Source organism: Micrococcus terreus (assembly GCF_900116905.1).
Lineage (GTDB): Bacteria > Actinomycetota > Actinomycetes > Actinomycetales > Micrococcaceae > Citricoccus > Citricoccus terreus.
Map to the genome: position 1 here is coordinate 1 of NZ_FPCG01000006.1, position 16,274 is coordinate 16,274.

A 16,274-nucleotide genomic window follows, 5' to 3' on the forward strand; every position below is an offset into this window, starting at 1 on the left:
AGGATCAGCCGACCACGCGTCGGTACAGCGCGGAGGAGAAAGCCGCAGCGGTGCGGATGGTGCGCACGCTGCGCGCCGAGCTAGGTACCACCCAGGGCACCGTGAAACGAGTCGCCGAGCAACTGGGATATGGCACTGAATCGGTGCGGACCTGGGTCAAGCAGGCTGACATCGATGAGGGCCATACCCCGGGCGTCACCACCGACGAGGCCGCGAGGGTGCTGGCTTTGGAGCAGGAGAATCGCGAGTTGCGCCGGGCCAACGAGATTCTCAAGAGGGCTGCTTCTTTCTTCGGGGCGGAGCTCGACCGCCAGCACAAGAGATAGTCGCGTTCATCGACGCCAACCGGCACGAGTTCTTCGATGGCCGTCAGATCGGGGTCGAGCCCATCTGCACTGTCCTGCGTCAGGCAGGAGTGCAAGTGGCCCCGAGCACCTACTACGCCGCGAAGTCCCGTGCACCCTCCGTGCGATCGAAACGGGACGCGGTGATGGCTCCGGTGCTGCGGCGGCTGTGGGAGGAGAACTACCGGGTCTATGGGGCCAGGAAGATCTGGAAGGCCGCCCAGCGCGCCGGCCACGACATCGGACGGGACCAGGTCGCCCGCCTCATGCGGGCCGAGGGGATCGAAGGGGTGCGGCGAACCAAGAGGGTACGGACCACCCGCCCGGTTCCTGGGGTGTCCCGTCACCCTGACCTGGTGGGCCGACAGTTCACTGCCGAGGCGCCGAACCAGTTGTGGGTCACCGACCTGACCTACGTGCCTACTTGGGCCGGCGTCGCCTATGTATGCTTCATCATCGACGCCTGCTCGCGCATAATCGTGGGCTGGCGGGTCGCCTCGCACATGCGGACCTCGATGGTGCTGGATGCGATAGAGATGGCCCGCTGGTCCCGTGGCACCACACTGGCCGGCTTGCGCTGCCATAGCGACGCCGGCTCGCAATTCACATCGATTCGCTATGGGGAGCGGCTGGCCGAGATCGGTGCGGTGCCCTCAATCGGCACCGTGGGCGACAGCTTCGACAATGCCCTGGCCGAGACGGTGAACGGCTACTACAAGGCCGAGCTGATCCGCGGCCCGGCCCGTGAAGGCCGGCCGTGGAAGACCGTCGAGGACGTCGAGCTCGCCACTCTCAGCTGGGTCCACTGGCACAACAACACCCGCCTGCACGGCTAACTGAACGACGTGCCGCCAGCAGAGTTCGAGGAAACGCTCTACGCTACGAAGCGGACCGACCAGGCCCTGGTCGGAATCCAATAGACAGAGTCTCCATCAAACCCAGGGCGATTCAAGTCGGCGACCCGGACGTCGACCTCGAGGGTGCTCAGTGCCAGCCGGCGATCGGCGTCGGCCAGCCGCTGGCCGAGGGTGCCCAGCATCTGCAGCGCGATGCTGGGGTGCTCGGCCACGAGAGCGGCGAGGTCGTCGTGGGAGAACACGCACAAGCGAGCCTCGGTCAGCGCTTCGGCCTCATCGAGCGTGGGTCCCCCGGTGAGGAAGCCATGCTCGCCCAGGGTCTGCCCGGCCCCACGGTGCGCAGCAGGCGCCGGTGTCCGCTGGGCAGGGTGCGGCTGAGCTTGACCTCCCCGGTGTGCACCACGGACAGCCGGCGTGATCGTTCCCCGGCTCCGTGCACCAGTTCCCCGGCCGAGAGCACCAGAGGCCGGGCCAGTGCCCCGACCAGGTCCTGCTGGTCCTCAGAGAGTCCGGAGAACAGCGGCACCCGGCGCACGCAGCTGATCTCGTCCCGGTGGATCTCCCGCAGCGGCAAGGTACGCATACTCCTTGATTCTGCCCGGTGGCCGGTGCTCGTCAAGCAGGGACAGGACTCGGCAACAGGTGCAGGGTGCACCGCCGTGCGGGGACTTGACGTCCGTCAAGGCCCCGGATCTGCCTGCTGACTACGGTGAAAGCGTCCATCAGAAACACCGACACCGGAAGGGAGCGGACATCATGACCACCGCCACCACCACCCACACCGTCTTCCGCGCCGAGGGCTTCTCCTGCCCGTCCTGCGTGGCCAAGATCGAAAAGCAGGTCGGCCGGCTCCAGGGCGTCTCGACCGTGAAGGTCCACTTCGCGACCGCCCGCATCGAGGTCGACCACGACGAGTCCAAGACCTCCGTGGACGAGATCGTCGCCGCCATCGCCAAGGCCGGCTACAAGGCCACACCCTCGGCCTTCTGACCCTCCTGTCCGCCCGTGATCACCATCGGTCACGGGCGTGCGGGGGCCCGGACCGCCACCGCGCGGATCAGCCCTCATCCACACACGCATTCTCCAGAAAGGTCGCACTCGCAGTGAACAGGCTCCAGAAGTGGGTCCGCAGCAGTTGGTCCGTCCCCGTGGTCTCGGGCCTGCTCATCCTCCTGTCCTTCGGCATCGAGCGCCTCGGCGGCGGTGCCTGGAACGCGGTGATCGGCCCGCAGTGGTGGATCGACGCCGGCGCGCACGCGCACGGTTCCGGCCACGTCTTCACCCTCGCCAACGCCTTCATGCTGGCCGCGGCGGTCGTGGCCGGCTACGGGATCGTGGTCAAGGCGGTCCGCGCGCTGATGGTCAAGGTGATCGGCATCGACCTGCTGGTGTCCATCGCGGCCATCGGCGCCACCCTCATCGGCAACTTCTGGGAGGCCGCCGCCGTCACCTTCCTGTTCGCCATCGGCCACGCCCTCGAGGCGGCCACCCTGACCAAGACGCGCTCGGCTCTCACCGAGCTGGTCGCCGTCGCCCCGGACACCGCGATCGTGATGCGGGACGGCGAGCAGGCCGAGATCCCGGCCCACCAGGTGCGGATGGGTGAGATCGTGCTGGTGAAGAACGGGGCGAAGGTCCCCGTGGACGGCCAGGTCGTCTCCGGCACCGGCGCCATCGACGAGGCCTCCATCACCGGTGAGTCCATCCCGGTGGAGAAGGCGAAGTCGGACCAGGTGTTCGCCGGCACCGTCTCCCGCGGCGGTTTCCTGCAGGTGCTGGCCACCGGCATCGGCGCGGACACCACCCTGGCCCGGATCATCCACCGCGTGGAACAGGCCCAGGACGCCAAGGCCAAGACCCAGGCCTTCATCGACCGCTTCTCCACCTGGTACACCCCGGCCGTGATCGTGCTGGCGGTGGCCACCTGGCTGCTCACCGGCGACGTGGTGCTGGCCCTGACACTGCTGGTCATCGGCTGCCCCGGCGCCCTGGTGATCTCCATCCCGGTCGCCATCGTCGCCGGCATCGGCCGCGCCGCCCGCAACGGCATCCTCATCAAGGGCGGCGAGTACCTGGAGACCTCCGCGAAGATCTCGGCCGTGGCCGTGGACAAGACCGGCACCCTCACCGAGGGCACGCCGAAGCTCACGGACATCGTCGTCCTGGCCGAGGACATGGACCGCACCGAGGTGCTGCGCTGGACCGCGGCCGCCGAGGCCGGCTCCGAGCACCCCCTGGCCCGGCCCATACTGGACACCGCCCGCGAGGCCGGCGTGGGCCCGGAGGGCATCCCCGGGCAGGTCACCCCGGTGCCCGGCAAGGGCATCGTGGCCGACGTCGGCGGTCGGCGCGTGCTGGTCGGCAACCCGCCGCTGCTGGCCCAGTACGGCATCACCGACGACGCCGGCGCCGGGCCGGCCGCTCGGGAGCTCGCCGCCGCGGGAAAGACCCCCATGATCGTCGCCGTCGATGAGACGGTGATCGGCGTGATCGCCGTGGCCGACCAGATCCGCGAGGACGCCCCGGCGATGGTCGACCGGCTGCACGAAGCCGGCGTGCAGAAGGTCGTCATGCTCACCGGTGACACCCGCCTGGTGGCCGAGTCCATCGGTCAGAAGACCGGGATCGATGAGATCCACGCCGCCCTGTTGCCGGAGGACAAGCTGGAGGCGGTGGCGCAGTTGCAGCGTCAGGGCCACACCGTGGCCATGGTCGGCGACGGCGTCAACGACGCCCCGGCCCTGGCCACGGCCGACATCGGCGTGGCCATGGGCGCGGCCGGCTCGGCCGTGGCCGTGGAGACCGCGGACATCGCCCTGATGGGCGACCACCTCCTGAAGCTGCCCGAGTCCATCAGCCTGGCCAAGCGGACCGTGAACGTGATGAAGCAGAACATCGCGATCGCGCTGGCCACCGTCGTGGTCCTGCTGGCCGGAGTCTTCACCGGCGGGGTGACCATGTCCGTGGGCATGCTCGTCCACGAGGCCTCCGTGCTGGTGGTCATCCTCAACGCCATGCGCCTGATGCGCAACGACCACAACTCCACCGCCATGGCCAGGGAACTGCGGACCCCGGCCAAGGACCGCGAGGCGGTGGACGCCTGACGGATTCATCTCGGGGCACGTCACCGGAGCCCTCGGGCCAACACCACTGGAGAACAAGATAGGAAACGGGAAAGGTAAGGACCATGACTGAGAAGCACTTCACCATCGAGGGCAACGTCGAGCACTTCACCATCGCGGACATCGCGCAGGAGAACCAGGACTTCCGCAAGACCATCTGGACCGGCAAGCACTCCCAGATCGTCCTCATGACCGTTCCCGTCGGCGGAGAGATCGGCGACGAGGTCCACGAGACCACCGACCAGATCCTGACCTTCATCTCCGGCACCGGCGAGGCCGATCTGAACGGCGAGACCCACCCGATCGAGGCCGGTGACCAATGCGCGGTGCCCGCCGGCGCCCGGCACAACTTCCGCAACACCGGAGATGAGCCCCTGGTGCTCTACACGATCTACTCGCCGCCAGAGCACGCCGCGGATGCCCAGTACGCCACCAAGGAGGAGGCCGACGCCGCTGAGGCCTCCGGTGAGGACACCCCGCCGCAGGGCTGATCCTCAGCACCCGGCGGCACGGGGCGCCCGTCGAACCGGCGGGCGCCCTGTGTGGTCCAGGCAGAAAACCACGTCAGAACAGGGGAACCACCCCCCCAGGGTAGGACGAACCGGCTCAGCCGGGTCCCCACCAGCAGTACGCAAGAGGAGAAGCAGATGTCGAAGGTGTTGGTCTTCACGGACTATGGCGGTCCGGAGCACCAGGAGCTCATCGAGCGCGAGGTGCCCGAGCCGGGCCCCGGCGAGATCGTGATCCAGGTGATGGCGGCCGGCGTGAACCCGGCCGACGCGAAGATGCGCCAGGGACTGTTCGGCACGAAGCGCACGCTGCCTTCGCCGATGGGCCTGGAGGCCTCCGGGATCGTCACCGCGGTGGGCGAGGGCGTGGAGGCCTTCGCCGTGGGCAACGAGGTCCTCGGCAGTCCGGCCAAGGGCCAGGGCACCTTCGCCGAGCACGCGGTGCTGAACGCGGCCACGACCGTGGCGAAGCCGGAGGAGATCTCCTTCGTGGACGCCGCGGCCATCCCCGTGGCCGGGACGGCCGCCTATGACGTCACCCACCAGGTCGAGCTCGAGCCCGGCCAGTCCCTGCTCATCCTCGGGGCCGACGGCGGCGTCGGGCTGATGGCAGCCCAGATCGGCACAGTGCACCAGTACAGGGTGATCGGGGTGGCCAGTGCCTCGAAGAGAGAGCTCGTGGAGTCCACCGGGGCCACCTTCGTCGAGTCGGGCGACGGCGCGGCCGACCGGGTGCGCGAGGTCGCCCCGGAGGGCGTGGACCTGGTGGTCGACCTGGTCGGCGGACAGGCGCTGCGGGACATCGCGCCCGTGGCGAAGGATACCAAGAACGTCATCACCACCGCCGACCCGGCCACCGCGGAAGAGCTCGGCGGAGCCGGCGTGAAACGCACCCAGGAAGCCTTGGAGAAGATCACCGGGGTCATCCAATACGGTCTCGTCGATCCGAACGTGGGCCAGCGCTTCAGCCTGGCCGACGCCCAGGAGGCGATGGCCGCCGTCGAGGGCGGCCACACCGCCGGCAAGGTGGTCATCGAGCCATGAGCCACGACCACCACCACCTCCGGTCCGGAGCCGGGGCCGGTGCCGATGGACCGCGCACGGATCGGTCAGGTGTTGACCAATCTGCTGGCCAACGCCCTGCGCCACACCCCGGCCGGGGGCACCATCACCGTGCACACCAACAACACCCCCGACGCGGTGACGATCACCGTCACCGACACCGGGGACGGGATCGCCACCGAGCACCTGCCGCACGTGTTCAACCGCTTCTACCGGACCCACACCGGCCGCGAGGCCGGCCCCGGCTCCGGACTGGGTCTGGCGGTCTCCCAAGCCTTGGCCCACGCCCACGACGTTCACCTTGTCCCTGCCCCACGCCTTAACCTCCACCGGTCCCGCGAGGAACTAAGAAGCCTTTCGCCAGGACCGTCCCAGCGAGGGATCCTTGAGCGGGCGAGGTTCAGCGTTCATGGCTAAGGGTGTTCTCGACGCGAGGTAGGTCGTGCTCGGTCGAGGGCGCTGAGGAGCGCGATGATGATGCAGGCCCCGGCGACGGCTGCCACGGGTATCCAGGCGGTGCCGACGATGAGCGCTCCGGCGGTTGCGGTTCCGGCTGATCCTGCGGCGATCTTCAGTGCGCCGACCCAGATGAAGACCTGTCCGCGTGATTGCGGGGGGCGCGTACTCACTGCGGGCGGTGAGGGTGGCCGCGAAGAACAGCGCGTTGGCGATCCCGGTGGCGGTGAACGCGATCAGGGCTGGAACCAGCGACGGCATCGGGATGACTGCCGTGAGGGCCAGGCCCACCACGACCGCCAGCACGATGGTGAGCCGGTCGGCGTCCCCGCGCAGGGGCCGTATCATCAGCAGCGCTGAGCCGAGGAGGTTCCCGACTCCGTATCCGGCGACGAGTGTTCCCGCGACCGCCGCGCCGCCGAGGCCGGGGGCGATGGCCACGGCGTAGATCGGGAGGGCGGCGACCGAGAACGCGACCATGATGGTCAGGCCGAGTGTGCGGCGTAGCGGACCGGATCGCCAGATACCCTGCAGCGTCCGGGCCGGTGAAGGCACCGCTGCCGTATCGACGGGCGGGGCCTGGCGGGGCCGGGCGAGCACGGCTCCGGCGCCGACGATGGCTGCCGTGGCGAGGACGAGTGCCGCGGCCAGCGGGCCGGCCGTCGCGGCGATCCCGGCCACCGCGGCGGGTCCGAGTGTGCCGCTGATGCCGTAGCTGGCCACGTCCCAGCTCTGCGCGCGGCGCTGGTTGCGCTGGGAGGGCCCGGCGATCGAGGGCAGGCGGCTGCTGATCCCGCCGGTGAGCATCGCAGTACAGACAAACGTGGGTTCAGAACGAAGCGGGATGCGGAGGCTTTCGCGGCCACGGTTGAGGTGTCCAAGCTGCGCGGCGAGTTCATCGACGCGGCCGCGTCGAGGACCACGGTGGGCGAATTGGGTCCGGCATGGCTCGGCCGGCAATCGCACCTGAAGCCTTCGGCGCTGCGACCTGTGGAGAGCGCATGGCGAGTCCACGTCGAACCGCGCTGGAGCCGGGTGGCGGTTGCGGATGTGCGAAAGACGGCGGTCCAGCAGTGGGTCGCAGATCTGGGCGGTGATCGCGGGGCCACGACGGTGATCCGGGCGTACGGCGTACTGGCCGCAATCCTGGATGACGCAGTGGACGATCGCCGGTTGCTGTCGAACCCCGCGCGCGGGGTGAAGCTGCCTCGCAAGGGAAAGAAGCCGCACGTGTACCTGTCCCACCGTCAAGTGCACGACATCGCGGAGGCCTCCAAGCACCCCGTGCTGGTTCTGATGCTGGCCTACTGCGGTCTGCGGTGGGGCGAGGCTGTCGGCCTCCAGGTGAAGCACCTGGACATGCTGCGTCGCCGGATCCTGGTAGAGCGGAACGCCGTCGAGGTCGGCGGGGTGTTCGAGGTCGGCACGCCGAAGGGCCACAAGCATCGGTCAGTGCCGTTCCCTCGATTCCTGGCGGAGCATTTGGCGAAGCTGTGCAAGAGCAAGGGGCCTGACGATCTGGTGTTCCCGGGGCACCACGGCCAGTTCCTGAGACAGCCGCGAGTCCGCGGCGCGGCGGACGCGGAGACACGGGCCCGCGACTCGTGGTTTGCAGCCGCACTCCAGGATGCCGGGGCGCCACGGGTCACCCCGCACGACCTGCGGCACACGGCAGCATCGTTCGCGGTCTCAGCCGGGGCCAACGTCAAGGCAGTACAGCGCATGCTCGGCCACAGCTCTGCTGCCATGACCTTGGACATCTACGCCGACCTCTTCGATGACGACCTGAATGCCGTCGCTGACCGGCTGGATGAGGTGGTCTCGGAGCAGATTGTGGGCAAAACGTGGGCAAACGCCTGATCTGAGAGCCGACGAAGGCCGCAACTTCCCTGTAACTACGCGGAAGTTGCGGCCTTTTGACGTGGTGCCCCCGGTGGGACTCGAACCCACAACACAGCGATTTTAAGTCGCCTGCCTCTGCCAATTGGGCTACGGGGGCCTGGACCAGTGCGTCACCCTAAGTGACCACAGCGCAACGGCCCGGCACCCCTCAGGGTACCGGGCCGTCGTCGGGCGTCTGGTGTCAGATCACTTCGCCAGAGCCTTCTTGCTCTCGAAGCGGCCGACCTGCGGGGTGCCGCCGGCGGCCTCCAGGAAGGCGTTGTGCGGGCGGTCCAGGTTCTCCACGGCGGTGGTGTCCCGGCCCCAGACCAGCTCGTTGAGCCAGCCGGTGAAGATGCGGGCCTTGCGCTCGAACATCGGCATGGCCATCACGTGGTAGCCGCGGTGCGCCAGCCAGGCCGGCAGACCGGAGATCTTCACACCGAGCGGGTTGCCCACGCCCTTGCCCACGCCGAAGCCGGCCACGGCACCCAGGGACTTGTGGACGTACTCCTCCACCGGGCCCGCGCCGAAGCGGACGGCCAGCAGGTTGGCGGCCAGGCGCTTGGCCTGACGGCCCGCGTGCTGGGCGTTGGGGACGCAGAAGCCGCCGGGTCCAGCGCCGGTCAGGTCCGGGACGGCGCAGACGTCGCCGCAGCCCCAGGCGCCCTCAAGCACTCCACCGTCACCGTCGGAGACCTGCAGGGTGGGGGTGACCTCGATGCGGCCGCGCTCCTCCACCGGGAAGTCGGTCTTCTTGGCCACGCCGTTGGCGGCCACACCGGCGGTCCAGACCAGGGTGTCAGCGTAGAACTCGCCGGCGTCGGACTTGTCCTGCATGTTGATCAGCTTCATGAGGTTGTCCTCGGCGCTGGAGAGCGAGGTGTTCAGCAGGACCTCGATGCCGCGGGTCTTCAGGTGGTCCACCACGCCCAGTGCCTGGTCCTCGGAGACCTCCGGCATGATCCGGCCCATGGCCTCGACCAGCACGATGCGGGCATCGGACTGGGCCAGGCGCGGGTTCTTGGCGATGGTGGCGCGGATGATGTCCTCCATCTCCGCGATGGTCTCGATGCCGGCGAAGCCTCCGCCCACGACCACGAAGGTCAGGGCACGGCGCTTCTCCTCGACGTCGGTCATGGTGGACGCGGCCTCGATGCGCTCCAGGATCTGGTTGCGCAGGGCCTCGGCCTCCTCAATGGCCTTCAGGCCGATGCCGGCCTCAGCCAGACCCGGGATGGGGAAGGTGCGCGTGGTGGCACCGGCGGTCATCACGATGTCCTGGTACGGGATCTCGAACTCAGAGCCGTCCTCGGTCTGCACCGTGGCGGTCTTGCGCGCGTGCTCGACCTTCACGACCTTGCCGATCACGTGCTCGGAGGCCTTCAGGTGCGTGCGGCGGTCCACCACGGCGTGGCGGGGCTCGATGTGACCGCCCACGACCTCTGGCAGGAAGGGCTGGTAGGTCATGTACGGCAGCGGGTCGACGATGGTGACCACACCGCCGCGCGCCTTGACCTGCTTCTCGAGGTTCTTGGCGACGTAGAGGCCGGCGTAGCCGCCGCCGACGATCAGGACGCGGGGCTTCGGGGACAGTTGCGGGGTAAGTGCCATACCGTCCAGGGTAGTCGGCGGGACAGATGACGTGAAATCTTTCACAAAGTCACAAAGTGCGGGGCAGGTCAGGCGGTGTCGCGGCGGCTGCGCCGGTAGACCACGACGCCGGCCGTCACCGAGGCGGCGGCGGCCAGGAGGGTGCCCAGCAGCAGGGCGGGCGCCAGACCGGGCGCAGGATCTGCGGGCTCGGCGGCCGGTGGGAGCGCGGTGGGCTGGCCTTGGGGTGCCGCAGTGACGACGGGACGACCCGGTGCCACGGGGCCGGCAGGGGTGGTCCCCGGGGAGGGCTCGCCGACCGAGGCACGGCGGTTGACCCGGATCCATTCGGCCAGGCTGTCCTGCGGGGCCCGTTCGACGGCGGGGATCTCGGCGGTCACGGCCGCGGCCGCGTCGATGATCCCGTGCCCGTAGACGGGGTCCTCCCCCGGTGCTCCGGCGTCCCGTGCGGTGGCGCGGATCCGGTGCATGACCTGGTGGGCCGGCATCTGCGGGTCGGCCGAGCGGATCAGGGCGGCCAGCCCGGCCACCAGCGGTGCCGCGCCGGAGGTCCCGCTCCAGATGCCGTGGCCCCCGCCGGGCAGGGCCCCGACCAGGGGATCCGCCGGTGCGGCGACCCCGATGCTGATCCCCTGGGTGGATGCATCCCAGCTGGCCTGGCCTCGTTCATCCAGCCCGGCCACGGTCAGCACCCCCGGGATGGTGGCCGGGGCTCCGGCCGTGTGGGTGCCGGAGGCCCTGTTGCCGGCCGCGGCCACCACCAGGACCTCGTTCTGCTCGGCATACAGGAAGGCCTCGTCCCAGCTCTCCGGCCAGTCCGTGCGGGTGGAGACCAGGGACATGTTGATGATGTCCGCCCCCTGGTCCACGGCCCAGCGCACGGCCTGGGGGATCTGCTCCTCCGCCGGAGGCACCCCCGGGCGGTCATCACCGAGGTGCACGGAGATGGACAGCAGCTGGGCCTCCGGGGCGACCCCCAGGATCCCAGCGTCACCCGGCCCGGGCTCCCCGCCCGGGTCGTGTCCGTGGCCGGCCAGCACCGAGGCCACCAGGGTGCCGTGCTCGCTGCCCTCCCCGATCGGCTGGTCCCCGGAGGATGAGCCCACACCGGAGACGTCCGTCCCACCGACCACCTGACCGGTCAGGTCCGGATGGGTGCCGTCGATCCCGGTGTCGATCACCGCCACGGTCACGCCCTCCCCGCGGGAACGCTCCCAGGCGGTGGTGAACCCGTACTCCTCGAGCCAGAACTGCTGGCCCCGCCAGAGATCCTCCGGCTCCGTGACGGTGTCCGTGGACAGTGACGGAGACGGCGTGGACGACTCGGTCGGGGCGGCCACGGCACCCACACCGAGCCCGGGTCCGGCGAGCAGGCTCAGGGTCAGGGCGGCGATGAGGGTCCTCCCCCGCCTCCGGCCCGCCAGGTGACTGCTCACGGCAGGATCGACAGCGCGATCCCGTCCAGGATGTCGTGCTCAGAGGTCAGAGCGGTGGTCACGCCGGCACCCGTGGCCCGGTGGACGCGCTGCAGCAGGGTGGTCCAGATCAGGGCGCCGGCCCCGATCACGTCCACGCGTCCGGGGTGCATGAAGGGCAGCTCGGCCCGCTCGGCTCGGGTGGCGGCCAGCAGGCTCCGTGCGGTCTCGTCCACGCGGGCGAGCTCCAGCTGCGCCCCGTGGATGCGGTCCGGCTCGTAGGCCTCCAGCTCCAGTGCGGCGGCGGTCACCGTGGTCACCGAACCGGCCACGCCCACCACCGCACGCACCCCGTCCAGCGGGACGCTCTGCTCCACCCGGTCCAGGATGGACTCGATGTCCGCTGTGGCCGCACCGATCTGCTCGGCTGTGGGCGGATCCTCGGTGAGGTGGCGCTCGGTGAAGCGCACACAGCCCATGTCCACGCTGATCGAGGCACGCACCTGCGGCCCCTCCGGACCGGTGACGGTGCCCACCACGAACTCGGTGGATCCGCCGCCGATGTCCACCACCAGCACCTGGTCCTCCGGCCCCCAGTCCGTGGCGTCCAGCACAGAGACCGCCCCCGCGAAGGACAGTGCCGCCTCCTCCTGGCCGCTGATGACCTCCGGCTCCACGCCGAGGCGCTCCCGGATGCCCTCCACGAACACCTCGCGGTTGGACACGTCGCGGCTGGCCGAGGTGGCCACGAAGCGCACTCGTCCGGCGTGGAGCCGCTGGATCTCGGCGGCGTACTCCTCCGCCGCGGCGAAGGTGCGTTCCAGAGCGGCGGGGGCGAACTGCCCGGTGGCATCCACGCCCTCGCCCAGCCGCACCACGCGCATCTCCCGGGCCAGCTCCTCGAACTGGCCTCCTGACCCAGCATCCCCGTCCTCCGCCGCACGGGCCACCAGCAGGCGGATCGAGTTGGTCCCGCAGTCCACGGCCGCCACGGTCTGGGCGCGCAGCCGCTCCAGCCGCTTGACGTGCCGGCTCAGATCGCGCGCCGGAACCGGTGCCTCCGGGTCCCAGGCGCCCTCGCAGCGGCAGGTGTCCTTCGTCCACCACTCGGAGATCCGTTCCAGGGCCTCGTCGCCCAGCGGGTTCACCCCGGGCCCTGCCGCCAGGGAGTGACCCACCAGCACGTGCAGGCACTTGACGCGCTCGGGCATGCCGCCGGCGGAGATGCCGCGGATCTCGGTCACCTCGCCCACTCCGGAGACCTCGCCGATCCGATCCCTCTCACGCAGATACGCCTCATGCGCCCCCCGGTAGGCGGAGGCCAGCTGCTCGTCCTGCTCCAGCCGCTCGGACATCTCGGCCATCACACCGTCGGCCTCGAGCCGGGACACGGCGGCGGTCAGCACCGGGTGGGTGAGGTAGAAGGTGGTGGGGAACGGGATGCCGTTGGACAGGCGCGGGGCCGTCGTGGCCACCAGCGGGTTGCCGCAGACGCACCGTGCACCGATCTCCACCACGTCCCGGACGGGACGGCCCAGCTGCAGGCTGATGGTGTCCAGGTCCTGCTGCGTGGGGGTGGCGTCGGTCGTCTGGGGGTGCTGCGTCACGGGTCCTCCGAGGGTCTCTGAAGGGCCGGTCAGTCGGTCGCGGCCCGCACCACAGAATCCCACAGACCGTCGGCCCAGGGCATATCCGGGTTCACGGCGCCGGGATCGGACGCCGCCTCGGCGGTCTCCGGCAGGGCCGCCTCACCGCCGATCACCATGTACTTCTTCTCCCCCGGCATGACCAGGTTCAGGCGGTCCCGGGCCTGCTGCTGGACGTAGGCGGGGTCCTCCCAGCGCTTGATCTGCGCGGTCAGCTCGCCCTGGAGCTCACGCTGCTGCTCGATCTCGGTCTGCACGCCGGTCAGCTCGGCCTGCTGGTTCAGGAACACCCGCAGGGTGGGCGCCACCAGGATGGCCGCGACCATGGCCACCACCAGCAGTGCGATGCTGCGCCCGGAGAAGCTGCGGGCCGGGATCGGCTTGACCGGTGCCTGAGTGCGAGGCTGCTGGGCACGCAGCACCTTGGTCACGGACTCGGTGGAGCCGTGGGTGGCCGGAATGCCGGTGGGCTTCACCGGTCGGGCGGCGCGGCCGGTGGAGCGGGAGGCTCCCGACGACGGACGGCCGCCACCAGCGCCCGGGGCCTTGCGCTCGGCGCCGGCTGGACGGCCTGCGGGCCCTTCCGGACGCGCGGAGGTGCCGGCCGACGGGACATGCGGACGGACGGAGCGCTCCAGCAGTGCCCGGCGTTCGGCAGCGCGGCGCTGCTCCGGGGTGGGACGGGGACGGGACTGCTGACGGGGCGCGGAGTCCAGCGGGATGACCTTGGCCGAGTGGCGGGTCACCGGGTGGGAGCCTGCGTGGCTGACCGACCGAGCCACCTGCGGATCAGCGGCGGCCTCAGCGGCGGTCTCGGCAGCCGAGACCAGTTCCGTCTGCCCGGAGGGCACGGAGACGGCGGCTCGGCTCATGGCAGAGCGAGGGACTCGAGGTCGGCGGCTGGCCATGGCGCATCCCTCCGTCTGGGCAGCAGGTGTGGGGTCACTGACCACGGTAGTGCCGAGGCGCCCAGATCCCCCCGAGGGCGCGCCCTGCCACGCCGAACAAGGGCATGTCATGTCTCGCTGCAGAGCTCTGCGGCACGGCACCCCAGCGCAGAGATCTCAGTTGCACCGTTCGCCGCTCAACCCGACCGTGTTGCACGATTCGTCGGTCTGCGGCCCGATCCTCGCCACTCTCTGCAACAGATCCTGCCGATCCGTCGAACGGTGCATCACAGATCGCGGCAACGGCGACGGCCCCGCACCGGCCAGCGTGGTGCTGGGAGGTGACGGGGCCGTCGTCGGGAATCCGGCGGAGCCGGGTCCTCAGCTGGGCAGGATCACTTCTTCTTCGTGAACCGTGGGAAGGCGGAGGCGCCGGCGTAGACCGCCGAGTCGCCCAGCTCCTCCTCGATGCGCAGCAGCTGGTTGTACTTGGCCACACGGTCCGAGCGGGCGGGGGCACCGGTCTTGATCTGGCCGGCGTTGGTGGCCACGGCCAGATCGGCGATGAAGGTGTCCTCGGTCTCGCCGGAGCGGTGCGAGATCATGCAGTTGAAGGTGTGGCGCTGGGCCAGGGAGATGGCGTCGAAGGTCTCGGTCAGCGAGCCGATCTGGTTGACCTTGACCAGCAGGGCGTTGCCGGAGGCCTCGTCGATGCCGCGCTGCAGACGCTCGGGGTTGGTGACGAACAGGTCGTCGCCCACCAGCTGCACGCGGTCGCCCAGGGCCTCGGTCAGGGCCTTCCAGCCGTCCCAGTCGTTCTCGTCCAGCGGGTCCTCGATCGAGACCAGCGGGTAGGAGTCCACCAGCTCGGTGTAGTAGGCCACCATGTCCTGCGCAGAGCGCTTCTGACCCTCGAAGGTGTACGTGCCCTTCTGGCAGAACTCGGAGGAGGCCACGTCCAGGGCCAGGGCGATCTCGGTGCCGGGCTTGTAGCCGGCCTTCTTGATCGCCTCGGTGATCAGGTCCAGGGCCTCGCGGTTGGAGGGAAGGGAGGGGGCGAAGCCGCCCTCGTCGCCCAGGCCGGTGCCCAGACCCTTCTCCTGCAGGACCTTCTTGAGCGTGTGGTAGACCTCGGCACCCCAGCGCAGGGCCTCACGGAAGCTCGGCGCACCGATGGGGGCGATCATGAACTCCTGGATGTCCACGTTGGAGTCCGCGTGCGCGCCACCGTTGAGGATGTTCATCATCGGCACCGGCAGCACGTGCGCGTTGGGGCCGCCCAGGTACTTGAACAGGGACAGGTCAGCGGAGGCCGAGGCGGCGTCCGCCACGGCCAGGGAGACGCCCAGGATGGCGTTGGCGCCGAGCTTGCCCTTGTTCTCGGACCCGTCCAGGTCCAGCATCAGGGTGTCGATCAGGCGCTGGTCGGTGGCGTCCTCACCCTCCAGCTCCGGGGCGATCTGCTCGATCACGGCGGTCACCGCGTCCTGCACACCCTTGCCCAGGTAGCGCTTCTTGTCTCCGTCACGGCGCTCGACGGCCTCGAACTCGCCCGTGGAGGCGCCCGAGGGAACCGCCGCGCGGCCCATGGCTCCGTCCGTCAGCAGCACCTCCACCTCGACGGTGGGGTTGCCGCGGGAATCGAGGATCTCGCGGGCGTGGATGGCGTCGATCAAGGCCATGTGCAGTCTCCTTTGAAGGCAGGTGGATCCAGCTGACAGCGCTGATGGCTGGACACGGCCAGCCTACCTCCGACCCTGACGCAGGGCCGCAAGATGGCGGCGCAGCGCCCGTTCCGGGTCCAGGTCCGCCCGGCGGGCCAGCTGCACCAGCCGGAACAGCTCCGCCCCCAGGGCCTCCTCGTCCGCCAGCGCCTGCTCCAGCCGGTCGGCTTCTGCGGCGCTTCCCGACGACGGCGCCTCAGGTTCGGGCAGCGGGTCCACCGCCTGCCGGGCGGCACGGTCCACCACCTTCCCGGCGGAGGCCAGAGCGGGCAGGTGCGCGGGCAGGGAGGCGAACGGCGAGTCAGGTGCGGCGGGCTCCCGCGCCCGCTCTTCGGCCTTGATCCGCTCCCACGCCTTCTCGATGTCCGCGATGCTCGCGGCGGCGAGCTCCTCCTCGGAGCGCAGGGTGCCGTCCGCGTGGAAGACATGCGGGTTGCGGCGGATCATCTTGGCGGTGATGGCCTCGGCCACCGTGTCCAGGGTGAAGCCGCCGTGGCCGGAGGCGATCGCCGAGTGCAGCACCACCTGGAACAGAACGTCGCCCATCTCCAGGCGGAGGCGTTCGTCGTCCCCGTCGGCCACCGCGGAGGCATCCCAGGGTGCGGTGCGGGACTCGATCACCTCGAGCGCCTCGTAGGACTCCTCCACCAGGTACTCGGTGAGCACCGGGTGGGTGAGCCGCCTGGTCCAGGGGCAGTGCTGCCGCAGCTGCGCCACCACCCAGACCAGGCGGTCCATCTGTTCACTCATGCTGATG

At 70.0% G+C, this 16,274-nt stretch carries 15 protein-coding genes, 1 tRNA gene, 1 pseudogene and 1 other annotated feature; of the genes and pseudogenes, 7 read left to right on the forward strand and 10 right to left on the reverse strand.

From position 1 onward, the window contains the following. Positions 1-1,264, forward strand: a pseudogene (locus BM355_RS08170) (IS3 family transposase); the annotation flags it as partial. Next, positions 281-430: a sequence feature (AL1L pseudoknot), on the forward strand. It overlaps the preceding pseudogene by 150 nt. On the opposite strand, the gene BM355_RS08175 reads toward BM355_RS08170, so the two are convergent. Further along, positions 1,219-1,443: a cyclic nucleotide-binding domain-containing protein gene (locus BM355_RS08175; protein WP_091697148.1), complete on the reverse strand. Its 225-nt coding sequence runs from the start codon at positions 1,441-1,443 to the stop codon at positions 1,219-1,221. The pseudogene BM355_RS08170 and the gene BM355_RS08175 sit on opposite strands and share 46 nt — an antisense overlap. A 17-nt stretch (positions 1,444-1,460) precedes the next feature. After that, entirely contained in the window at positions 1,461-1,784 is a 324-nt protein-coding gene (locus tag BM355_RS08180; RefSeq protein ID WP_091697150.1) for a cyclic nucleotide-binding domain-containing protein, read from the reverse strand. 173 nt (positions 1,785-1,957) lie between these two features. On the opposite strand from BM355_RS08180, the gene BM355_RS08185 reads away from it, so the two are divergent. The 5 genes from BM355_RS08185 to BM355_RS08205 all read left to right on the forward strand — a co-directional run bounded on the left by BM355_RS08185 (position 1,958) and on the right by BM355_RS08205 (position 6,311). Then, positions 1,958-2,191, forward strand: a complete 234-nt coding sequence (locus BM355_RS08185) for a heavy-metal-associated domain-containing protein (RefSeq protein ID WP_091697476.1) — start codon at positions 1,958-1,960, stop codon at positions 2,189-2,191. 113 nt (positions 2,192-2,304) lie between these two features. Further along, complete coding sequence (locus BM355_RS08190; protein WP_091697152.1) at positions 2,305-4,305, forward strand: heavy metal translocating P-type ATPase; 2,001 nt, start codon at positions 2,305-2,307, stop codon at positions 4,303-4,305. An 83-nt stretch (positions 4,306-4,388) separates the two neighbouring features. Next, positions 4,389-4,814, forward strand: a complete 426-nt coding sequence (locus tag BM355_RS08195; RefSeq protein WP_091697155.1) for a cupin domain-containing protein — start codon at positions 4,389-4,391, stop codon at positions 4,812-4,814. A gap of 156 nt (positions 4,815-4,970) precedes the next feature. Further along, positions 4,971-5,876 (forward strand): NADP-dependent oxidoreductase, encoded by a 906-nt coding sequence (locus BM355_RS08200; RefSeq protein WP_091697157.1) that lies wholly within the window; start codon positions 4,971-4,973, stop codon positions 5,874-5,876. A 45-nt stretch (positions 5,877-5,921) separates the two neighbouring features. Next, positions 5,922-6,311 carry a sensor histidine kinase gene (locus BM355_RS08205; RefSeq protein ID WP_091697479.1) on the forward strand — a complete coding sequence of 130 codons (390 nt, stop codon included), beginning with the start codon at positions 5,922-5,924 and terminating at the stop codon, positions 6,309-6,311. Here the strand turns inward: BM355_RS08205 and BM355_RS14610 are convergent. Beyond that, positions 6,240-7,157, reverse strand: a complete 918-nt coding sequence (locus BM355_RS14610) for an MFS transporter (protein ID WP_245760680.1) — start codon at positions 7,155-7,157, stop codon at positions 6,240-6,242. The genes BM355_RS08205 and BM355_RS14610 overlap by 72 nt on opposite strands. Positions 7,158-7,223: 66 nt before the next feature. Between BM355_RS14610 and BM355_RS08215 the strand changes: the two genes are divergently transcribed. Then, positions 7,224-8,210 carry a tyrosine-type recombinase/integrase gene (locus BM355_RS08215; RefSeq protein ID WP_245760681.1) on the forward strand — a complete coding sequence of 329 codons (987 nt, stop codon included), beginning with the start codon at positions 7,224-7,226 and terminating at the stop codon, positions 8,208-8,210. A gap of 62 nt (positions 8,211-8,272) precedes the next feature. Here the strand turns inward: BM355_RS08215 and BM355_RS08220 are convergent. From BM355_RS08220 to BM355_RS08250, 7 genes are all read right to left on the reverse strand, one after another. Then, positions 8,273-8,349, reverse strand: a tRNA-Leu gene (locus BM355_RS08220). 89 nt (positions 8,350-8,438) lie between these two features. Then, complete coding sequence (locus BM355_RS08225; RefSeq protein WP_091697159.1) at positions 8,439-9,845, reverse strand: NAD(P)/FAD-dependent oxidoreductase; 1,407 nt, start codon at positions 9,843-9,845, stop codon at positions 8,439-8,441. Between the two features lie 68 nt (positions 9,846-9,913). Further along, positions 9,914-11,281, reverse strand: a complete 1,368-nt coding sequence (locus BM355_RS08230; protein WP_245760682.1) for a S8 family serine peptidase — start codon at positions 11,279-11,281, stop codon at positions 9,914-9,916. Further along, positions 11,278-12,867: a DUF501 domain-containing protein gene (locus BM355_RS14805; RefSeq protein WP_091697162.1), complete on the reverse strand. Its 1,590-nt coding sequence runs from the start codon at positions 12,865-12,867 to the stop codon at positions 11,278-11,280. Before BM355_RS14805 ends, BM355_RS08230 begins: the two co-directional genes overlap by 4 nt. 29 nt (positions 12,868-12,896) lie before the next feature. Next, positions 12,897-13,778 (reverse strand): FtsB family cell division protein, encoded by an 882-nt coding sequence (locus BM355_RS14625; RefSeq protein WP_245760683.1) that lies wholly within the window; start codon positions 13,776-13,778, stop codon positions 12,897-12,899. Positions 13,779-14,188: 410 nt separating this feature from the next. Beyond that, positions 14,189-15,475 carry a phosphopyruvate hydratase gene (gene eno / locus BM355_RS08245; protein ID WP_091697164.1) on the reverse strand — a complete coding sequence of 429 codons (1,287 nt, stop codon included), beginning with the start codon at positions 15,473-15,475 and terminating at the stop codon, positions 14,189-14,191. Positions 15,476-15,538: 63 nt separating this feature from the next. After that, positions 15,539-16,267 (reverse strand): MazG nucleotide pyrophosphohydrolase domain-containing protein, encoded by a 729-nt coding sequence (locus tag BM355_RS08250; protein WP_091697167.1) that lies wholly within the window; start codon positions 16,265-16,267, stop codon positions 15,539-15,541. Positions 16,268-16,274 lie beyond the last annotated feature (7 nt).

Coding starts and splice junctions, on each gene's coding strand:
- BM355_RS08225 (WP_091697159.1), bottom strand. CDS start 9,845: ATGGCACTTACCCCGCAACTGTCCCCGAAGCCCCGCGTCCTGATCGTC.
- BM355_RS08205 (WP_091697479.1), top strand. CDS start 5,922: ATGGACCGCGCACGGATCGGTCAGGTGTTGACCAATCTGCTGGCCAAC.
- BM355_RS08180 (WP_091697150.1), bottom strand. CDS start 1,784: ATGCGTACCTTGCCGCTGCGGGAGATCCACCGGGACGAGATCAGCTGC.
- BM355_RS14625 (WP_245760683.1), bottom strand. CDS start 13,778: ATGAGCCGAGCCGCCGTCTCCGTGCCCTCCGGGCAGACGGAACTGGTC.
- BM355_RS14610 (WP_245760680.1), bottom strand. CDS start 7,157: ATGCTCACCGGCGGGATCAGCAGCCGCCTGCCCTCGATCGCCGGGCCC.
- BM355_RS08195 (WP_091697155.1), top strand. CDS start 4,389: ATGACTGAGAAGCACTTCACCATCGAGGGCAACGTCGAGCACTTCACC.
- eno (WP_091697164.1), bottom strand. CDS start 15,475: ATGGCCTTGATCGACGCCATCCACGCCCGCGAGATCCTCGATTCCCGC.
- BM355_RS08185 (WP_091697476.1), top strand. CDS start 1,958: ATGACCACCGCCACCACCACCCACACCGTCTTCCGCGCCGAGGGCTTC.
- BM355_RS08200 (WP_091697157.1), top strand. CDS start 4,971: ATGTCGAAGGTGTTGGTCTTCACGGACTATGGCGGTCCGGAGCACCAG.
- BM355_RS08250 (WP_091697167.1), bottom strand. CDS start 16,267: ATGAGTGAACAGATGGACCGCCTGGTCTGGGTGGTGGCGCAGCTGCGG.